Origin of the sequence: Nocardia sp. FBN12 (assembly GCF_050320175.1) — a bacterium.
Lineage (GTDB): Bacteria > Actinomycetota > Actinomycetes > Mycobacteriales > Mycobacteriaceae > Nocardia.
In genome coordinates this window covers 888,098-905,507 of sequence record NZ_CP190048.1, presented here as the reverse complement: position 1 = coordinate 905,507, position 17,410 = coordinate 888,098, and the positions used below count along the sequence as shown (strand labels likewise).

Sequence of the window (17,410 nt, the reverse complement as noted above, 5' to 3'; positions counted from 1 at the left end):
GCCGTGCTGACCGTGGGATACCGCCGCCGCCATATCGACCAGTGCCGAGTGACCGCGATTGCCTGTCCGGCCTGAGTGCCGCCAGCTCGCGAACCCGTAACTGGCCGGGTGGAGGTCACTGTGCCTCGTTCCACTGTTCCCGAAGGACTCCTATGACCGCGTCCGCCGTCTCCGGCGCCGAGACCGCACCGCCGGGCGACGCGCCGCCCGCCGCACCGGAATCCGCCGACGATCTTCCGCGGATCGCCGGCTCGTGGCACCCGTGGCGGTGGGTCGTCGCCGCGATCGCGCTGCTGCTGGTGGCCCAGTTCGCGCACGGTCTGATCACCAATCCGGGCTGGGACTGGGGCACATTCGCCCAGTACTTCACCGCGAAGTCCGTGCTGGCCGCCCTCCGGGTGACCATCGAGCTGACCCTGTGGGGCACCGTCCTCGGTTTCGCCATCGGCACCCTGCTGGCGATCGGGCGGGTGTCGAACAATCCGGTGCTGCGGGTGATCGCCTGGACCTACGTCTGGGCGTTCCGTTCGATCCCGCTGATCGTGCAGCTGCTGTTCTGGTTCAACATCGCGTACCTGTATCCCCGGCTGTCCGTGGGCATTCCGTTCGGGCCCGGGTTCTTCGATTTCGAGGTGAACGGCGTCATCAGCGGCTTCACCGCGGCGGTGATCGGCCTGGCCCTGCATCAGGCGGCGTACTCGGCCGAACTGATCCGGGCCGGTCTGCTCGCCGTCGACGCGGGCCAGCTGGAAGCGGCTGCCGCGCTGGGGATTCCGCGCTGGCGGCAGTTCCGCACGATCGTGTTGCCGCAGGCGATGCGCACGATCGCGCCCAACGCGGCCAACGAGGTGATCAGCCTGTTCAAGGGCACCTCGATCGTGTCGGTGATGGCGATCGCCGAGCTGTTCTACCAGGTGCAGGTGATCTTCGGCCGCAACGGCCGGGTGGTGCCGCTGCTGATGGTGGCCACGGCCTGGTACATCGTGCTCACCACCGCGTTGACGATCGTCCAGTTCTACATCGAACGGCACTACGCCAAGGGCGCCCAGCGTGAGCTACCGCCGACGCCGTGGCAGCGGGTACGCGCCAAGGTCACCGAGATCGCCGCCGCACCCCGAGGAGCCACCCGATGACCGCCGCGGTGCAGGCACGAGGAATTCGCAAGTCCTACAACGGCACCGAGGTGTTGCGTGGGATCGACTTGGCGGTGCGCACCGGCGAGGTCGTCGCGCTGATCGGCCCGTCCGGGTCGGGCAAGTCCACGCTGCTGCGGGTGCTCAACCACCTCGAGGCGCAGGACGCGGGCACCGTGCACGTCGACGGTGAGCTGATCGGCTACCGGCAGCGCGGCAATACGCTGCGCCCGCTGCCCGATCACGCGGTGCGCGCCCAGCGCGGCCGGATCGGTTTCGTATTCCAGCAGTTCAATCTGTTCCCGCACCTCACGGGGCTGGAGAACGTCGTGCTCGCCCCGGTCTCCTCGCAGCGCCGCCCGCGCGGCGAGGTGGTCGCGGAGGCCGAACAGCTGCTCGACCGGGTCGGCCTCGCCGATTTCGCCGACGCCTACCCCCGCAGGCTCTCCGGCGGCCAGCAACAGCGCGTCGCGATCGCCCGGGCCCTTGCCATGAAGCCGCGGCTGATCCTGTTCGACGAGCCCACCTCCGCGCTCGACCCGGAATTGGTCGGCGAGGTCCTCTCGGTGATCCGCGATCTCGCCCGCACCGGCACGGCTCTGGTGATCGTCACCCACGAGATCGGGTTCGCCCGTGAGGTCGCCGACACGGTGGTCTTCCTCGACGAAGGACAGATCGTCGAACAGGGCGACGCCGCCACCGTCCTCGACCGCCCCGAACATCCACGCACGCAGGCATTCCTGTCCCGCGTGCGCTGAGTATCCCTTCCGAAGAACAGGTTTCGACACCGATGAAGCTCTCCACACTGATCGGCATCATCTCGGCGGCCACGCTGCTGACCACCGGCTGCACCGCCGATCCGGAATCCGCCGAGACCGTCCAGGCGGGTTCGGTCACCTTCGACCTCTCGCCCGCGCAGGACGGCAGGGTGCGGGTCGCGAAGGTCGACGCGATTGCCGCCGAAGTGCCGCAGGCGATTCGCGATCGCGGCACGCTGCTGGTGACCGGGTCGGGCGGTGCCGCCCCGCCGCTGCGGTTCTATGCCACCGATGACAAGACCGTGGTGGGTTCCGAAGTCGATTTCGCCTCGCTGGTCGCCGACATCCTTGGACTGAAATTGGTTCCACAGGTGGCGGATTGGTCGCAGAGCTTCGTGCGGATCGACTCCGGCGAGGCCGATGCGTTCATCTCCAACGTCACCGTCACCGAGGAGCGCAAGGAGAAGTACGACTTCGCGACCTACCGCAAGGACAACGTCGCACTCGAGGTGCCCAAGGACAGCTCGCTGGTCTTCACCGACCGCAAGAGCCTGGTGGGCAAGCGCATCGGAGTGGGCGCGGGGACGAATCAGGAACAGCTGCTGGTGAAGTGGAGCGAGAAGAACGTCGCCGAGGGGCTGGCGCCGATCGATATCGCCTACTACCAGCAGATCACCGACTATTACCTGGCGCTCGCCTCCCAACGGCTCGACGGCTACATCGGCCCCAATCCGACCGGCATCTACCACTCGACCACCACCGGCGAAACCAAGATCATCGCCACCTTCTCGGGCGCCGGTGAAGCGTTGCAGGGCGAGATCGCGGTGCTGTCCAAGAAGAACAGCGGCCTCAATGCCGCCGTGCACAAGGCGCTCGTCCACGCCATCGCCGACGGCAGCTATCAGAAGGTCCTCGATCGCTGGGGCCTGGATTCGGAGAAGGTCACCGAGTCGCGGATCAACCCGCCCGGCCTGCCGAAAAAGCCTGCCGCATGAGGTCGTTCGAGAAGCTAGGAGCCCGCGCATGAAATTCCTGCTGATGACGCTGATCACCCGGGTGCCCGATCCGGTGACCGGGGTGGTGCCGACAACGCGTGATCGCCTGCACGACGTGATCGAACAGGCCGAGCGCGCTGAGGAATTCGGCTACGACGGGTTCGCGGTCGGTGAGCGCCACGAGGATCCGTTCCTGTCCGCCGCTCCCCCGGTGGTGCTGAGCCACATCGCGGCCCTCACCTCGCGGATCAGCTTGTTCACCGCGGTCACCACGTTGAGCCTGCTCGACCCGGTGCGGGCGTTCGAGGACTATTCCACGCTCGACAATCTGTCCGACGGCAGGCTCGAACTGATCATCGGCAAGGGCAACGGCGCGGCGCAGGCACAGCTGTATCACGTCACCACCGAGGATCAGTGGGACCGCAATCGTGAAGGCTACGAGGTGTTCCGGGCGCTGTGGGACAGCGACGAGGTGACGTGGTCGGGACAGTTCCGGCCCGCGCTCACCGCGGCCAAGGCGTTGCCGCGACCGTTGCAGCCGCGAGTGCGGATCTGGCACGGAAGCGCGACGAGCCGGGAGTCGGTGGAACTGGCCGCGCGCCACGGTGATCCGGTGTTCTCGGCGAACGTCACCAACCCCATCGAGCCGTACGCCAAGCTGATCCGCCACTACCGCGAGCGGTGGGCGCACTACGGTCACGATCCGGCCGACGCCCTGGTCGGCGCGGGCACGGCGGGCTTCCACGTCGCACGGACCTCGCAGGAGGCCGTCGAGGTGTTCCGGCCGCTCTTCGAGGCGCGGACCGCACTGCAGCGCAAGGTCGGCAATCCGGTGGTGTTCGAGACCGTCGAGGACTTCCTCGCCCGTTCGTCGGCGCTGGTCGGCAGCCCGGAACAGGTGATCGACAAGGTGGGCCGCTATCACGAGCAGTTCGGGCACGAGGTGATCCACCTGTCCGCCGAACGTGACGGCCGCACCGAACCCGACTACCTGGGCAGTCTCGAGCTGTTCCAGGCCGAGGTGGCGCCCGAGTTGCGCCGCCGCATTCCGAGCCGTCCCCTGGCCGCTGGCCGTGAATTCTCTGGAGTTACCTCGTGATTCGACATCGACTCGCCGCTCTCGCGGGCGTCCTCGCCGCCGCTACCACGGTGGTCGCGTGCGGCGGCGACACCGGAGGCTCCGGTGGTCAGGCCGGTCCACCGCAGCCCGGCGGCACGTTGCGCTACGGGCTGTCCGGAGCGCCGACCTGCTCGGACCCGGCGCAGTCGGGCACCAACCAGACCATCTACGTGGCCCGTCAGATCGTCGACTCGCTGACCGATCAGGACCCGAAGACCGGCGCGATCACCCCGTGGCTGGCCAAGAGCTGGGAGGTCAGTCCCGACGCCAAGGTGTTCACCTTCACGCTGGCCGACGGCGTCACCTTCAGTGACGGCACCGCGCTCACCGCCGACTCGGTGCGCGATACCTTCGACGCGATCGTCCGGCTCGGTGCCGCGAAGGCGCAGCTGGGCGCGAGCTACCTCACCAGCTACGTCGGTACGACGGCGGTGGACAAGCTCACCGCGCGCGTCGAGTTCAGCCAGCCGAACGCCCAGTTCCTGCAGGCGTCCTCGACCCCGCAGCTCGGCATCCAGGCCACCTCCACCAATGCCAAACCGGCCGAGGCCAGATGCGCCGGCGACAACATCGGCAGCGGGCCGTTCACCTACGCCGCCTACCAGCAGGACACCTCGGTGACCCTGGCCAAGCGCGCCGGATACCACTGGGGCTCGCCCGTTTTCGGCCACCAGGGCGAGGCGTACCTGGATCGGATCGAGTTCACGGTCGTTCCCGAATCGGGTGTGCGCACCGGCAGCCTGGCCTCCGGCCAGCTGGACGCCGTGAGCGACGCCCTACCCCAGGACGCTCCGCAGATCGAGGCCGTCGGCGGGCGGATTCTGTCGACCTCCAACCCCGGCACCCCATTCGGCCTGCAGCTCAACGTGACTCGGGGCCCATTGCGTGATCCGGCGGTCCGGCAGGCGCTGCTGCCCGCGATCGATCGCAAGCAACTCGTCGAGACCGTTCTCGGTCCACAGTTCAAGCCGGCGACATCCAGCCTGGCCTCGGCCACCCCGGCCTACCTGGATCAGTCCACGCGACTCGCCTACGATCCGGCGAAGGCGAAGGCGATCCTCGATCAGGCGGGCTGGGTGCCCGGCGCCGACGGTGTGCGGGCCAAGAACGGTGAGCGACTGAGTTTCGCGGTGACGTTCAGCCAGGTGTTCGCGGGCAACCAGGCGATTCTCGAGCTGGTGCAGCAGCAACTGCGCCAGGTCGGGGTGGACCTGAAGCTCGATCTCGTCTCCACCCCGGAGGCGATCGCCAGGCAGAACGCCAGGGAAGTCGACGCGGGTTACGGCAATTCCACCCGTGCCGACGGCGACATTCTGCGCACGTCGTTCGGCCTCGCCGGTCGCAACATCACCGCACGCGGCCCGATCCCCGAGCTCGACGCGGCCCTCGACCGGCAGCTGGCCACCAACGATCCGGCCGCCCGCGCGGAACTGCTCGCGACCGCGCAGCGGCAGGTGCTCGACAACGGGCTCTACGTCCCCACGATCGAGCTGTCGCAGGCGATCGGTGCGGCCGCGCACACACAGGATCTGAAGTTCGAGGCCTCGGCGCGCTTGCAGTTCTTCGATACCTGGTTGAGCGGGCACTGATGAGCGGCTCGGACGGGGCGCGGGACGTGCGCGCGGCGAGTGGCGGTTTTCTGAGCCGGCGCGTCGGCCCTCGCCGCACTCCGGGCCGCGCGAACCCGGCGGGCGGCGGGGCGGCTCGCTACCTGGGTTCGCGGGTACTGCAGGCGATCTGGGTGCTGTGGGCGGCGTTCACGATCTCGTTCGTGGTGCTGTATCTGCTGCCCGCGGATCCGGTGTCGATGGCGGCCGACACCGCGGGCACCGGCGCGCCGGTCGACCAGGCGGCGATCGCCGAGTTGCAGGCTCGCTACGGCTTGGACAAGCCGCTGTGGGAACAGTATGTGACCGCACTCGGCAATGCCGTCACCGGCGATCTGGGGCGATCCATCAACACCGGTCAGCCGGTGACCCAAGCCCTCGGTGACGTCATACCGGCCACCCTCGGACTGGCCGCTCTCGCCCTGTTCTTCGCGATCATCGGCGGGACGGCCCTCGCGTTCGCCGCTACCTACACGCGGCGGCCGTGGCTTCGCAACACCTTGAGCGCCCTACCGCCACTGGGTGTTTCGGTACCGACGTTCTGGACCGGGCTACTCCTGTTGCAGCTGTTCTCCTTTCGGCTGCACTGGTTCCCGGCATTCGGTGGGACGGGGCTGCGCGGGACGCTACTGCCCGCGCTGACCCTGGCCTTGCCGATCGGGGCGGTGCTCGCCCAGGTTTTCGCCGCCGGTCTGGAACAGACGTGGCGGCAGCCGTTCACCGATGTGGCGCTGGCCAAAGGCGCGTCACGCTGGTGGGTGCAGCGTCGCCACATCGCCCGGCTGGCGAGCGTGCCCGCTTTCACCATCGCCGGTGTGCTGGTCGGCTCGATGCTGGCCGGGTCGGTGGTGGTGGAGTCGGTGTTCGCCCGTGCGGGAGTCGGCAGGCTCACCCAGACCTCGGTACTCAACCAGGACATCCCCGTTGTCCAGGGCGTGGTGCTGCTCTCGGCGCTGATTTTCGTCGGTGTGAACCTGGCGGTCGACCTGCTCTATCCGCTGCTCGATCCGCGCATCACCGGTACGCGTCGCAGTCGTCCGGTCGTGGCGCCTGCCGAAAGCGCTCCGTCGGCAGATGTCGCGAAGGCGGTGCGCGATGCCTGATGTCAGCGCGAATCGGCGCGGCGATCCACCCCGCCCCGGCAATAGCGGAGCGGGCACAGACCGGACTCGCACCACCGATACCGAAGGGAGCGAACATGGTTGACGTTCTTGTACGACGCGACAAGGTCGCTGATCGGCCCGCGGCGCCCAGCATCGTCGCGCGCCGCTCTCGCGGTGCCACGGTGCTCCGCTGGACGCGCGGACATCTCGGACTCGTGCTCTCCGGTGTCGTACTCGTGATCGCCGTCGGGTGGGCGGTGGCGCCGTCGGTGTTCGCCTCCGGCGACCCGCTGATCGGCGTGCCCGCGCAGAAGTTCCAGGGGCCGAGTGCCGCACACTGGTTCGGCACCGACAATCTCGGGCGCGACCTCTACACCCGCATGGTGCACGGCGCCGGGCTCTCGCTCACCGCCACACTCACCGCGGTCGGGATCGCGCTGGTGGTGGGGTCTTTGCTCGGGCTGCTGTCGGGGGCGGCGGGTGGCATCGTCGACACCGCGATCATGCGCGTGGTCGATGTGCTGCTGTCGATTCCCTCGCTCCTTCTCTCGCTCGCACTCGTGACCGCCCTCGGCTTCGGCACCCGCAATGTGGCACTCGCCGTGGGGATCTCACTGATCGCGAACTTCGCGCGGGTGATGCGCTCGGAGGTGCTGCGGGTGCGGCACGCACCCTATGTCGAAGCCGCGCACGCGTCGGGCGTGCGCTGGTACGCGGTCCTCGTTCGGCACGTACTTCCCAATTCGTTCCAGCCCGTCCTGGCCTTGGCCGCAGTGGAATTCGGCATGGCCGTGCTCGCGGTGTCGTCGCTCAGTTTCCTCGGGTACGGCACCAAACCGCCCACCCCCGAATGGGGTTCGCTGATCTCGGAGGGCCGCAACTTCCTCGCCTCGGCCTGGTGGCTGACCACATTGCCCGGCCTCGTCATCGTCGCCGTCGTGTTGTCGGCCCAGCATCTGGGCCGCTTCGCGGGAAAGGCCAACCGATGAGCGCAGACCGATCCGTCCCCGCCCCCCTACTGCGAGTGGACGATTTGCGCATCGCCTATCGGACCGGCGATCGGTCGGTCGACGCACTCCGTGGCGTCACCGTGGAGGTGGCGCGCGGGGAAGTCGTCGCGCTGGTGGGCGAGTCGGGGTCGGGCAAGTCGACCCTCGCGCATGCCGTGATCGGGCTTCTCGGCGCTTCGGCGCGGACGGTGTCCGGCACCGTCGAATTCGGCGGTGAGCGGATCGATCCGCGCGACGAGAAGGCGTTGCGGCGATTGCGCGGCGCACGAGTGGGGTTCGTACCGCAGGATCCGGGACTTTCGCTCAATCCGGTACTGCGAGTGGGCGATCAGGTGGCGGAGGCGCTGCTGGTGCACCGGCTCGCCGACCGGCGTGGGGCAGCACTGCAAGCCCTCGATCTGCTCGAGGAAGCCGGTTTGGATCGGCCGCGGGTGCGGGCCCGGCAATATCCGCACGAGTTGTCCGGTGGGCAGCGGCAGCGGGTGCTGATCGCGATCGCGCTGGCGTGCGGGCCGGAGTTGATCATCGCCGACGAGCCGACGAGCGCGCTCGACGCGACAGTGGCGCGGCAGGTGCTCGATCGACTGGCCGAGCGGATCGCGGCCCGCGGAACCGCGGTGCTGCTGATCACCCATGACCTGGCCGTGGCCGCCGAGCGAGCCGATCGGCTGGTCGTGCTCGAGCACGGCAGGGTTGTCGAATCAGGGTCGACCGCACAGGTGCTGGCCCGGCCCGCACAGCCCTATACCCAGCGTTTGCTGGCCGCGTCCCCGGCGCTCTCACCCACCGATTTCCGGCCACCGCGTCCCAGGGCGGCAGCTCCGTTGCTGTCGGTTCATGCTCTGCACAAGCGATTCCACGCGGGAGCCGGCTCGATCACCGCCGTCGACGATGTGGCGTTCAGCCTCGATCGCGGCGAAACACTCGCGCTGGTGGGCGAATCCGGTTCGGGTAAGTCGACGACGGCACGGATCGCCGTGCGACTCACCGAGGTGGACAGCGGCACGGTCACCTTCGACGGTCACAACCTCACCAGCGTCCGCCGCAAGCGGTTGCGCGAACTGCGTCAACGGTTCCAGGTGGTGTACCAGAACCCGTACTCCTCGCTGGACCCGCGCTGGACAGTCGCCGACATCATCGCCGAACCCTTGCGCGCCTATGGTCTCGGCGACCGCGCGAAACGGGTCGCCGAACTACTCGAACAAGTCGCGCTCCCAGCGGATTTCACCACCCGAAAGCCCGCGGAACTGTCCGGCGGGCAACGTCAACGGGTGGCGATCGCGCGTGCGCTGGCCTTGCGCCCGGACCTGCTCGTGCTCGACGAACCGGTCTCCGCACTCGACGCCTCGGTGCAGGCGCAGATCCTCGACCTGCTCGACACCCTGCAGAACGAACTCGCCCTCGGCTACCTGTTCATCTCCCACGACCTGGCCGTGGTGCGCCGGATCAGCGACCGCGTCGCCGTGATGCGCCACGGTCGCATCGTCGAAACCGGCCCCACCGCAACCCTGTTCACCGATCCACAACACCCGTACACCAGGGAGCTGCTCGCGGCGATCCCCGCGCCGGGGACCCGGATCGATCCCCTCCACGGAAAGGACCTCACCCGATGAGCAAGACCGGACTGTTTCTCGGCATCGAAATAGCGGGCACCGGAACGCATCCCGCGTCCTGGCGGCGCGCCGATTCCGCTGCCGAAGACCTGTTCACCGCCGGCTACTGGACCAGTGTCGTCAGCTCGGCCGAGGATCTCGGGTTCGACGCTGTCTTCCTGCCCGACTCGTTCGGCATCCAATCCGGTGGCGCCGCCGCGACCCGCGGCAGGCTCGACGCCGTCGCGATCGCCGCCCGCACCGCCCCGCTGAGCACGCGGATCGGCCTGATCCCCCAGGTGCCGGTGACCCACACCGAGCCGTTCCACGTGTCCAAGGCGGTGACCGCACTCGACTTCGCGAGCCTGGGCCGAGCCGGCTGGGAGGTGACCGTGTCCACCGCCGAGGCCAAGGCGTTCGGCCGCAAGGACATTCAAGATCCGGTGTCACTGTGGCACGAGGCCGACGAAGCAGTCGAGGTGGTGACCCGGCTGTGGGACAGCTGGGAGGACGACGCCGAGATCCGCGACGTCGCCACCGGCCGTTTCATCGATCGCGACCGCCTGCACTACATCGACTTCACCGGCGACAACTTCTCGGTCAAAGGCCCGTCGATCACCCCACGCTCGCCCCAGGGCCAACCGATTGTGACGGTTCGCGCCGACACTCCTGAGTCGACGGAAGTGGCAGTCCGCCGCGCCGATCTCATCCGCGTCACCGCCCCCGATCTCCCCACCGCGGCCGCACGTCGCACCGCCTTGCGCGCCGCGATCGCCGCCGAGGGCCGCGACCCCAGCACCGTGCGGATACTGCTCGATCTCCCTGTCCACCTGGCAGATTCGGCCGACGATGCGCGGGCGGCGGTGCGCGAACTCGACCGATGGGCCGAACACACCGAGATCTCCGCCGCGCATCGACCCAGCACGGCATCCACCAGCGCGGCCGAAACCACCCAGCTCCGCCATGTGGGGACTGTCGGCGAACTCGACGAACTGCTCGCCGAGATCGCGCGGTCCGGGATCGCCGACGGAGTGGTTGTGCGGCCACTGGCCCTCCAGGCAACCCTGCGCGCACTGATCACGCACCGGCGAACGGCCGTCGCACCGACGACCGACTCCGCGAGCGATCACCCGCAGCCGAACGGCCCCGCGACCCTGCGCGATCGCCTCGACCTGCCTCGCCCCGCCAGCCGATACGCCACGACAGGAACAGTGCTGTGACCTCGAAACCACGCAAGCAAGTCCATCTCGCCGCGCATTTCCCCGGCGTCAACAACACCACCGTCTGGGCCGATCCCGCGTCGAAATCGCAGGTCGACTTCGGGTCGTTCGAGCATCTGGCGCGCACCGCCGAACGCGGCCTGTTCGACTTCTTCTTCCTCGCCGAGGGCCTGCGGCTACGCGAGCATCGCGGACGGATCCACGACCTGGACGTGGTCGGCAGGCCGGATACGTTCACCGTGCTCAACGCGGTAGCCGCGGTGACCGAGCGACTCGGGCTGGCAGGCACCATCAACAGCACCTACAACGAACCGTTCGAGGTGGCCAAGCAGTTCGCCGCGCTCGATCACCTCTCCGGCGGCCGGGCCGCGTGGAACGTGGTCACCTCCTCGGATGCGTTCACGGGCGAGAACTTTCGGCGCGGCGGCTACCTCGAGCACAGCGAGCGGTATCGGCGGGCGGAAGAGGTCGTCGCGGCGACAAGGGCGCTGTGGGACAGCTGGCCTACCGACTCGCTGGTGATCGATCGGGAGCGGGGCGTTTTCGCTCGCGAGATTCCCGAAACCGCGTTCCGCAGTTCTCAGTTCGACTTCGCCGCACCGTTCGTCGTCCCGCCGAGCCCGCAGGGACATCCGGTGTTGTTGCAGGCGGGCGACTCCGACGAAGGCCGCGAGTTCGGTGCGAAGACCGCGGATGCGATCTTCACCGGGCACGGCACCCTCGAAGCGGGCCAGCGGTTCTACGCCGACGTCAAGGGCCGGTTGGCGAAATATGGTCGTGCGCAGGGCGATCTGCTGGTGCTGCCCGCGGCCACCTTCGTACTCGGCGACACCACCGACGAGGCACACGAGCGCGCCCGCGACATCCGCTACCAGCAGGTGAGCCCGCAGACGGCGCTCGCGTTCCTCGAACAGGTGTGGGGCCGTGACCTTTCCGGCTACGACCCAGACGGCCCACTGCCCGACATCGAGCCCGACGCCGCCGCCGAGATCACCCGTGGCCGGGTCAGGCACACGAAAGATCCACTGGCCGTGGCGAAAGCATGGCGCGCGCAGGCCGAGGCGGACAACCTCAGCATTCGCGAACTCATCATCGAGGTCACCGCCCGCCAGCAGTTCATCGGCACTCCCGCCGAGGTCGCCGAGCAGATCGACCACTACGTGCAGTCCGATGCCGCCGACGGTTTCATCCTCGTGCCCCATCTGACACCCGCCGGACTCGACGAGTTCGTCGACCGGGTGGTCCCCGAACTGCAGGAACGCGGCAGTTTCCGCACCGAGTACACCGGCACCACCCTGCGCGACCACCTCGGTCTGCGTCACCCCCACCACACCGTCGCCGAAGGAGCACGCGCGTCATGACCATCACTGTCGAGAACCCCAGCGCCACCACGACATTCGCCGACGACTGGTCGCGCTGGCATCATGCCCGCGAGGACGGCCTGCGCGATCCGCTCGGCTGGCTCAGCCTGGCGGGGCTGCACTGGCTCACCGACAGCCCGCAGCGCCTGGACGGCGTCCCCGGGACCTGGTGGGTCACCGACGAGAAGGTGTTCATCACCGCGCAGCCCGCCGACCGGCTCGATGTCGACGGCGAGCGGATCGGCGGCGTGCAGATCGTGACGCCCGTGGAGGGCGCGCCGGGGATCAGTGTGCTCAACGAGGAGAAGGTCCTCGAAGTGATCCGGCGCTCCGGACAATTCGCGGTGCGCGTGCACGATCCGGCCGCACCTACACTGACCGCGTTCACCGGCGTCGCCGCCTATCCGGCCGATCCGCGCTGGGTCGTGACCGGGCGTTTCACCGCGTTCGGGCAAGCACGCACCGTCACCACGGGCGCCGTCGTCGACGGGCTGGAGCACCACCACAGCGCCGCCGGAATCATCGAGTTCCGGATCGGCGACAGCCACGAGGCGCTGCTCGCGTTCGGCACCACCGACGACCTGAAGGTGCTGTTCACCGACGCCACCAGCGGCGTCACCACCTACCCGGCCGCCCGCTCGCTCGCCATCGGCGCGGTCGAGGCCGACGGCACCGTCACCCTCGACTTCAACCGCGCCGTGAACCTGCCGTGCGCGTTCACCGACTTCGCGACCTGCCCCGTCGCGCCGCGGGAGAACCGGCTGCGCGTGGCTGTCGAAGCGGGAGAACAGGATCCGAAGCGATGAGCGTTCCGCTGTCGATTCTCGATCTGTCTCCGATCAGCGAAGGTTCCAGTGCCGCAAAGGCATTGCGCAATACCGTCGACCTCGCCCGGCACGCCGAACAGTGGGGATATCACCGATACTGGCTGGCCGAACACCATTTCGTGTCGGTGGCGAGTTCGTCGTCGCTGACGCTGCTCGGATTGGTCGCCGCGGCGACCTCACGCATCCGGGTCGGGACCGGCGCCGTGCAGGTGGGGCACCACACATCGGCCTCGATCGTGGAGGCGTTCGGCACCGTCGACGCGTTGCATCCGGGCCGTCTCGATCTGGGTCTGGGCCGGTCAGGGCATCGACGCAGCCAGTTCGGTGCCGCCGCGACGACCACCAAAGGCGGGCACCCCGTACTGGACACGGTCACCGGACGGACCGAAGTGCGCGACGGTGTGGTGGTGCCGCCGCCCTTCGATCCACGCCGGGTCACCGACCGCACGAAGTTCCTCGCCTCGGCCGAGGCGCTGCAACAGCCCGGCGCGGAGTCACTGGACTTCGCGGACCAGGTGGCCGAGGTCCAGGCGCTGCTCGACGGCCGCTACTTCACTGCCGGTGGTGTCGAGCTGCACGCCGTTCCCGGCGAGGGAATCGACACCGAGTTGTGGCTGTTCGGCAGTTCGGCGGGCGAAAGCGCGGAGCTGGCAGGCAGGTCGGGGCTGCCGTTCGCGGCGGCCTACCATGTCGCGCCGGGATCCGCGCTGGACGCGGTCGAGGCATATCGGGCGGCGTTCCGGCCGTCGGAGCTGCTGGCCGAACCGCACGTCATCGTCTCGGCGGACGTAGTAGCCGCGGCCGACGACGACACCGCCCACCGTCACGCGAGCACCTACGGACACTGGGTGCACAGCATCCGCAGTGGCGGCGCGGCCGAATACCTCGACCCCGCAACAGCTTCCCCCCTCACCCCGGACCAGCTACGTCTCGTCGACGACCGCCTGTCCTCCCAGATCGTCGGCTCCCCCGCCACCGTGGTCGAGCGCCTCGACGCGCTTCAAAAGGTCACCGGCGCAGACGAACTCCTCATCACCACCATCACCCACCACCACGCCGACCGCCTCGAATCCCACCGCCTCCTGGCCGACGCGTGGGGATTGCGAGCCGCCCGCGCCGCCTGACCGCCCACTACCGAAAACCCTGGGGCGCCCCGCAGTTCGGCTACGGGGCGCCCTGCGGCTGTCCGCGGTCCATCGCCGTCCGCAATCGCCCGAGCAAACTCTCGAACTGCGCGAGCTGGGCGGGCTCGTACTCGGCCAGGATCGCATCCTGCTCGGCATTGATCGGGCGGAAGAACTCGTCGGCCAGCTGCCGGGCGTCCTCGCTGCACCGCAACGTCACGACCCGCCGATCGGTGTGCTCGCGGCTGCGAGTGATGTATCCCGCCCGCTCCAGCCGGTTGAGCAGGGTCGTCATCGCCCCCGATGTCAGGGTGATCCGCTTGCTCAGCAGCGCGGGCGACAGCGGGTCGGCGGCCTGTTCGGCGGCGGCGATCTCCATCAGCGCGAACGCGTCGGTGGAATGCACGCCGAGCGTATCCGCGAATCGCCGACCCAGTTCAGTGAAGCTCGCGCCGTAGTCGATGAGCCCCGCGGCGAGCCGCTGCCGCCGCATCGCGACATCGCCGGATGTCTGCTCCACCATCTCGTCCTCTCGTCGACCGCTCGATTGACAACCTACCGCCCCACCATTTACCTTCATCGTAAAGTCACTTTATGATGGAGGTATAGTGCGGACAGAAATCGAGACTCCACCGCTGCGCCGGTGGCTGGGCCTGATCGCCGTGTCACTTGGCGTCGCGTTGATCGTGGTCGACCTGACGATCGTGAACGTGATCCTCGCGCCGATCGTCGACGATCTGGGGATCACGTCGATTCAGGCGCAGTGGATCCAGGAGTCGTACGCGATCGTTTTCGCGGCACTGCTGCTGGTCGCCGGTCGGCTCAGTGACCTCTACGGCGCGCGCAAACTGTTCCTGATCGGATTGGTCGTCTTCGGCCTCACCAGCCTGCTGGCCGCCCTCGCGCCGACCGGCGGCTTGCTCATCGCGGCCCGCTTCCTGCAGGGCGTCGGCGGTGCGATGATCCTGCCGACCTCACTGGCGCTGGTGAACGCGTCCTTCACCGGCAAGGCGCGCGGACAAGCCTTCGCGATCTGGGGATCGACGATCGGCGCGGCGGCGGCAGTGGGCCCCCTGCTCGGTGGGTGGCTCGCCGACTTCTCGTGGCGCTGGGCCTTCGGCATCAACATCCCCGCGGTCGCGCTGATCATGGTGGCCGTGCTGATCTACCTGCCCGCCGCACCGAAGAACACCGGGCGCGTCGACCTGCTCGGCGCCGCCCAGTCCGCACTCGGCCTCGGCCTGCTCGCGTTCGCCATGATCGAAGGGCGCCGTTACGGGTGGCTGATGGTGACCGAGCCGCTGAGTATCGGTGAATTCTCTTGGCGCAGTGGACCTTCACCGGTTCTCATCGCGTTCATCGGCGCTGCCCTCGCGCTCGGACTGTGCTGGCGCAGGCAAGCGATGCTCGGCAGCACCGGCGGCGAACCGCTGATCGATGTGGGACTGTTCTCGATCGATTCGTTCCGCAAGGGCAATGTGGTGACGCTGATCGTCGGCCTCGGCGAGTTCGGCATCATCGCGGTGCTGCCGCTGTGGATGCAGTTCGCGCTCGACTACACCGCACTGCAGGCCGGGCTCGCCCTGGTGCCGCTGGCGATCGGCAGTTTCGTCGCCAGTGGCGCGAGTTTCTCACTGACAGCGTCGGTTTCGGCTCTGGGGCAGGTCAGGATCGGCCTGCTCCTCGAAGCGCTGGGATTGGCGATGCTCGGCTTGTTCGCCGCGGCGGACAGCAGCTGGTGGTCGATCGCGCTCGCCCTGTTCGTCTACGGCATCGGCGTCGGCTTCGCCACCGCGCAGGTCACCAATGTGGTGCTCGCCGACGTGCCCGGCGAGAGCGCGGGACAGGGCTCGGGAATCCAAAGCGCCGCACGCGAACTCGGCTCAGCACTCGGCATCGCCGTTCTCACCACCCTGTATTTCAGCACCCTCGGCGCCGACCTGAGCGACCGTCTGACCCGTGCGGGCCTGCCCGAGTCCGAGGTGGACCAGCTGTCGTCGACGGTTACCGACAGCGCGGGCTCGGCGATCCCGACCCTCGCCGCGAATCCGCACACGTTCCCCGTCGCGGAAGCGGCTCGCGCGGCCATGGCGGCCGGTATCGAAGTAGCGAGCTACCTGTGCGCCGGCCTACTCGCCCTCGCGCTGGTGACGACCACCTTCGTCAAACCTGCGAAACAAGCAGCAACACAGTAGTTCTCGCAGCACGTGGCGGCCATGGAATCACCCCGTGGCCGCCACGCCGTCTTCGTCACATGCCCCCTATCTATACGTAGGCGTATATCAGCGGTATCGTCGGTTTATACGCCGCCGTACAGATGGAGGTTCCAGTCATGCGACTACCCGAATCGGCCCACACCGATCAGCCATGGCGCATCCATGACATCGCCCCCGACTTCGCTGTCGAGGACATCTGGCAGTTCCGAACCCCAGGTGGGGGCCCCGACGACTTCCGCGCCCTGCTCACCGCCCTCCAAGCCGAACGCGCCTCCGAATCCACCGGCCTCAGCGGCCTGCTGTTCAAAGCCCGCTGGAAGCTGGGCGAATGGTTCGGCTGGGACCGCGAGGACGCTGGCACCGGCACCCGAGTCACCTCCCTGCGCGACCGCCTCCCCGCCGACCTCCGCGACACCGACACCCCCGTCGAGGACAGTCCGCTCACCAGCCTCTACGTCCTCGACGACGAATACGCCGCCGAAATCGCCAACGGCACGATGCACGGCATCATGCACCTGGGCTGGGTCCCCGACGACACCGGCTACCACCTGCAGATGGCGGTCCTGGTGAAACCCAACGGCTGGTTCGGCCGCTTCTACATGGCCCTGATCAAGCCCTTCCGCTACGGCATCGTCTACCCCGCGATGACCCGCAGCTGGGAACGAACCTGGAACGACCTCGCCGTCGCGCAGTAGTCAGCGCGATACCAGCCGGGTTCCAGAACATGCTGGGCTCAGTGGCTTCTGGTCGGCAAAACCAATGGTCGGGGTCGAAAGTTCCGAGCAAGATGTGGCGCGTGGATGCATCGTGTTCTGCTGTGCTGCGTTGGCAGTTCGATCTGATCTGGTCTTTGTTCGAGTTCCATCTCGACCGGCTGGAGGACGAAGACTTCCTCTGGGAGCCCGCGGATTTGTGCTGGACTTTGCACCTCGACGAACGCGGCGCCTGGGAGCCGGACTGGGCCGACTCCGAGCCCGATCCGATCCCGGTCCCGACCCTCGGTTGGGTCAGCTGGCATATCGGGTGGTGGTGGAGCGTCGCCATCGATCACCTGCGAGAACGCACTCCACGAGACCGTACCGAGATCGGGTGGCCGGGGCCAGGGCCAGCGACCGTGGACTGGCTGCGCGGCCTACGCGAGGAATGGCTGCCCATTCTGGATCAGGCCACCGAGGCCGATCTTGCTGCCCCAGCGTCCTTTCCGTGGCAGGACGACCCCGACAAGTCCGTCGCCCACACCTTCGCGTGGGTGAACAGCGAGCTGATGAAAAACGTCACCGAGATCGGCCAGTTGCGGCTACTGCGCGCAGCCCGGACCGACGGCTGACCGCGTCGCGACGCACC

At 68.2% G+C, this 17,410-nt stretch carries 16 protein-coding genes; 15 read left to right on the top strand and 1 reads right to left on the bottom strand.

Annotated features, from left to right (window positions below; genetic code table 11):
* Window positions 1-152: 152 nt before the first annotated feature.
* From ACQHI0_RS04590 to ACQHI0_RS04535, 12 genes are all read left to right on the top strand, one after another.
* Window positions 153-1,133 (top strand): amino acid ABC transporter permease, encoded by a 981-nt coding sequence (locus ACQHI0_RS04590; RefSeq protein WP_427906678.1) that lies wholly within the window; start codon window positions 153-155, stop codon window positions 1,131-1,133.
* Window positions 1,130-1,891 carry an amino acid ABC transporter ATP-binding protein gene (locus ACQHI0_RS04585; RefSeq protein ID WP_427906677.1) on the top strand — a complete coding sequence of 254 codons (762 nt, stop codon included), beginning with the start codon at window positions 1,130-1,132 and terminating at the stop codon, window positions 1,889-1,891. Before ACQHI0_RS04590 ends, ACQHI0_RS04585 begins: the two co-directional genes overlap by 4 nt.
* Before the next feature lie 32 nt (window positions 1,892-1,923).
* A complete protein-coding gene (locus ACQHI0_RS04580) occupies window positions 1,924-2,886 on the top strand; it encodes an ABC transporter substrate-binding protein (RefSeq protein ID WP_427906676.1) in 963 nt (320 codons plus the stop codon).
* A gap of 28 nt (window positions 2,887-2,914) precedes the next feature.
* Window positions 2,915-3,985, top strand: a complete 1,071-nt coding sequence (locus ACQHI0_RS04575; RefSeq protein ID WP_427906675.1) for an LLM class flavin-dependent oxidoreductase — start codon at window positions 2,915-2,917, stop codon at window positions 3,983-3,985.
* Window positions 3,982-5,595 (top strand): ABC transporter substrate-binding protein, encoded by a 1,614-nt coding sequence (locus tag ACQHI0_RS04570; RefSeq protein WP_427906674.1) that lies wholly within the window; start codon window positions 3,982-3,984, stop codon window positions 5,593-5,595. The genes ACQHI0_RS04575 and ACQHI0_RS04570 overlap by 4 nt, the downstream gene beginning before the upstream one ends.
* Window positions 5,595-6,716, top strand: coding sequence for an ABC transporter permease (locus ACQHI0_RS04565; RefSeq protein ID WP_427906673.1), 1,122 nt, complete (start codon window positions 5,595-5,597; stop codon window positions 6,714-6,716). The genes ACQHI0_RS04570 and ACQHI0_RS04565 overlap by 1 nt, the downstream gene beginning before the upstream one ends.
* A gap of 95 nt (window positions 6,717-6,811) precedes the next feature.
* Window positions 6,812-7,705: an ABC transporter permease gene (locus ACQHI0_RS04560; RefSeq protein WP_427906672.1), complete on the top strand. Its 894-nt coding sequence runs from the start codon at window positions 6,812-6,814 to the stop codon at window positions 7,703-7,705.
* Window positions 7,702-9,339, top strand: coding sequence for a dipeptide ABC transporter ATP-binding protein (locus ACQHI0_RS04555; RefSeq protein WP_427906671.1), 1,638 nt, complete (start codon window positions 7,702-7,704; stop codon window positions 9,337-9,339). Before ACQHI0_RS04560 ends, ACQHI0_RS04555 begins: the two co-directional genes overlap by 4 nt.
* On the top strand, window positions 9,336-10,538 hold the full coding sequence (locus ACQHI0_RS04550) for an LLM class flavin-dependent oxidoreductase (protein ID WP_427906670.1): 1,203 nt from the start codon (window positions 9,336-9,338) through the stop codon (window positions 10,536-10,538). The genes ACQHI0_RS04555 and ACQHI0_RS04550 overlap by 4 nt, the downstream gene beginning before the upstream one ends.
* Entirely contained in the window at window positions 10,535-11,899 is a 1,365-nt protein-coding gene (locus ACQHI0_RS04545; RefSeq protein WP_427906669.1) for an NtaA/DmoA family FMN-dependent monooxygenase, read from the top strand. Before ACQHI0_RS04550 ends, ACQHI0_RS04545 begins: the two co-directional genes overlap by 4 nt.
* The gene (locus ACQHI0_RS04540) at window positions 11,896-12,705 is read left to right on the top strand and encodes a DUF1684 domain-containing protein (RefSeq protein ID WP_427906668.1); all 810 of its coding nucleotides are present in this window, start codon (window positions 11,896-11,898) and stop codon (window positions 12,703-12,705) included. The genes ACQHI0_RS04545 and ACQHI0_RS04540 overlap by 4 nt, the downstream gene beginning before the upstream one ends.
* Window positions 12,702-13,850 (top strand): LLM class flavin-dependent oxidoreductase, encoded by a 1,149-nt coding sequence (locus tag ACQHI0_RS04535; RefSeq protein ID WP_427906667.1) that lies wholly within the window; start codon window positions 12,702-12,704, stop codon window positions 13,848-13,850. Before ACQHI0_RS04540 ends, ACQHI0_RS04535 begins: the two co-directional genes overlap by 4 nt.
* 40 nt (window positions 13,851-13,890) lie before the next feature.
* Here ACQHI0_RS04535 and ACQHI0_RS04530 read toward each other — a convergent pair whose 3' ends face one another.
* Window positions 13,891-14,370, bottom strand: coding sequence for a MarR family winged helix-turn-helix transcriptional regulator (locus ACQHI0_RS04530; protein ID WP_427906666.1), 480 nt, complete (start codon window positions 14,368-14,370; stop codon window positions 13,891-13,893).
* 88 nt (window positions 14,371-14,458) lie between these two features.
* Between ACQHI0_RS04530 and ACQHI0_RS04525 the strand changes: the two genes are divergently transcribed.
* The 3 genes from ACQHI0_RS04525 (at window position 14,459) to ACQHI0_RS04515 (ending at window position 17,393) form a co-directional block, all read left to right on the top strand.
* Entirely contained in the window at window positions 14,459-16,045 is a 1,587-nt protein-coding gene (locus ACQHI0_RS04525) for a DHA2 family efflux MFS transporter permease subunit (protein WP_427906665.1), read from the top strand.
* Window positions 16,046-16,182: 137 nt separating this feature from the next.
* A complete protein-coding gene (locus tag ACQHI0_RS04520; RefSeq protein WP_427906664.1) occupies window positions 16,183-16,761 on the top strand; it encodes a DUF2867 domain-containing protein in 579 nt (192 codons plus the stop codon).
* Window positions 16,762-16,883: 122 nt separating this feature from the next.
* Window positions 16,884-17,393, top strand: a complete 510-nt coding sequence (locus tag ACQHI0_RS04515; protein WP_427906663.1) for a DinB family protein — start codon at window positions 16,884-16,886, stop codon at window positions 17,391-17,393.
* Window positions 17,394-17,410 lie beyond the last annotated feature (17 nt).

What these genes read in the sequence shown, in the direction of transcription:
- ACQHI0_RS04590 (WP_427906678.1), top strand. Translation starts at nt 153, where the DNA reads ATGACCGCGTCCGCCGTCTCCGGCGCCGAGACCGCACCGCCGGGCGAC.
- ACQHI0_RS04585 (WP_427906677.1), top strand. Translation starts at nt 1,130, where the DNA reads ATGACCGCCGCGGTGCAGGCACGAGGAATTCGCAAGTCCTACAACGGC.
- ACQHI0_RS04580 (WP_427906676.1), top strand. Translation starts at nt 1,924, where the DNA reads ATGAAGCTCTCCACACTGATCGGCATCATCTCGGCGGCCACGCTGCTG.
- ACQHI0_RS04575 (WP_427906675.1), top strand. Translation starts at nt 2,915, where the DNA reads ATGAAATTCCTGCTGATGACGCTGATCACCCGGGTGCCCGATCCGGTG.
- ACQHI0_RS04565 (WP_427906673.1), top strand. Translation starts at nt 5,595, where the DNA reads ATGAGCGGCTCGGACGGGGCGCGGGACGTGCGCGCGGCGAGTGGCGGT.
- ACQHI0_RS04560 (WP_427906672.1), top strand. Translation starts at nt 6,812, where the DNA reads ATGGTTGACGTTCTTGTACGACGCGACAAGGTCGCTGATCGGCCCGCG.
- ACQHI0_RS04555 (WP_427906671.1), top strand. Translation starts at nt 7,702, where the DNA reads ATGAGCGCAGACCGATCCGTCCCCGCCCCCCTACTGCGAGTGGACGAT.
- ACQHI0_RS04550 (WP_427906670.1), top strand. Translation starts at nt 9,336, where the DNA reads ATGAGCAAGACCGGACTGTTTCTCGGCATCGAAATAGCGGGCACCGGA.
- ACQHI0_RS04540 (WP_427906668.1), top strand. Translation starts at nt 11,896, where the DNA reads ATGACCATCACTGTCGAGAACCCCAGCGCCACCACGACATTCGCCGAC.
- ACQHI0_RS04535 (WP_427906667.1), top strand. Translation starts at nt 12,702, where the DNA reads ATGAGCGTTCCGCTGTCGATTCTCGATCTGTCTCCGATCAGCGAAGGT.
- ACQHI0_RS04520 (WP_427906664.1), top strand. Translation starts at nt 16,183, where the DNA reads ATGCGACTACCCGAATCGGCCCACACCGATCAGCCATGGCGCATCCAT.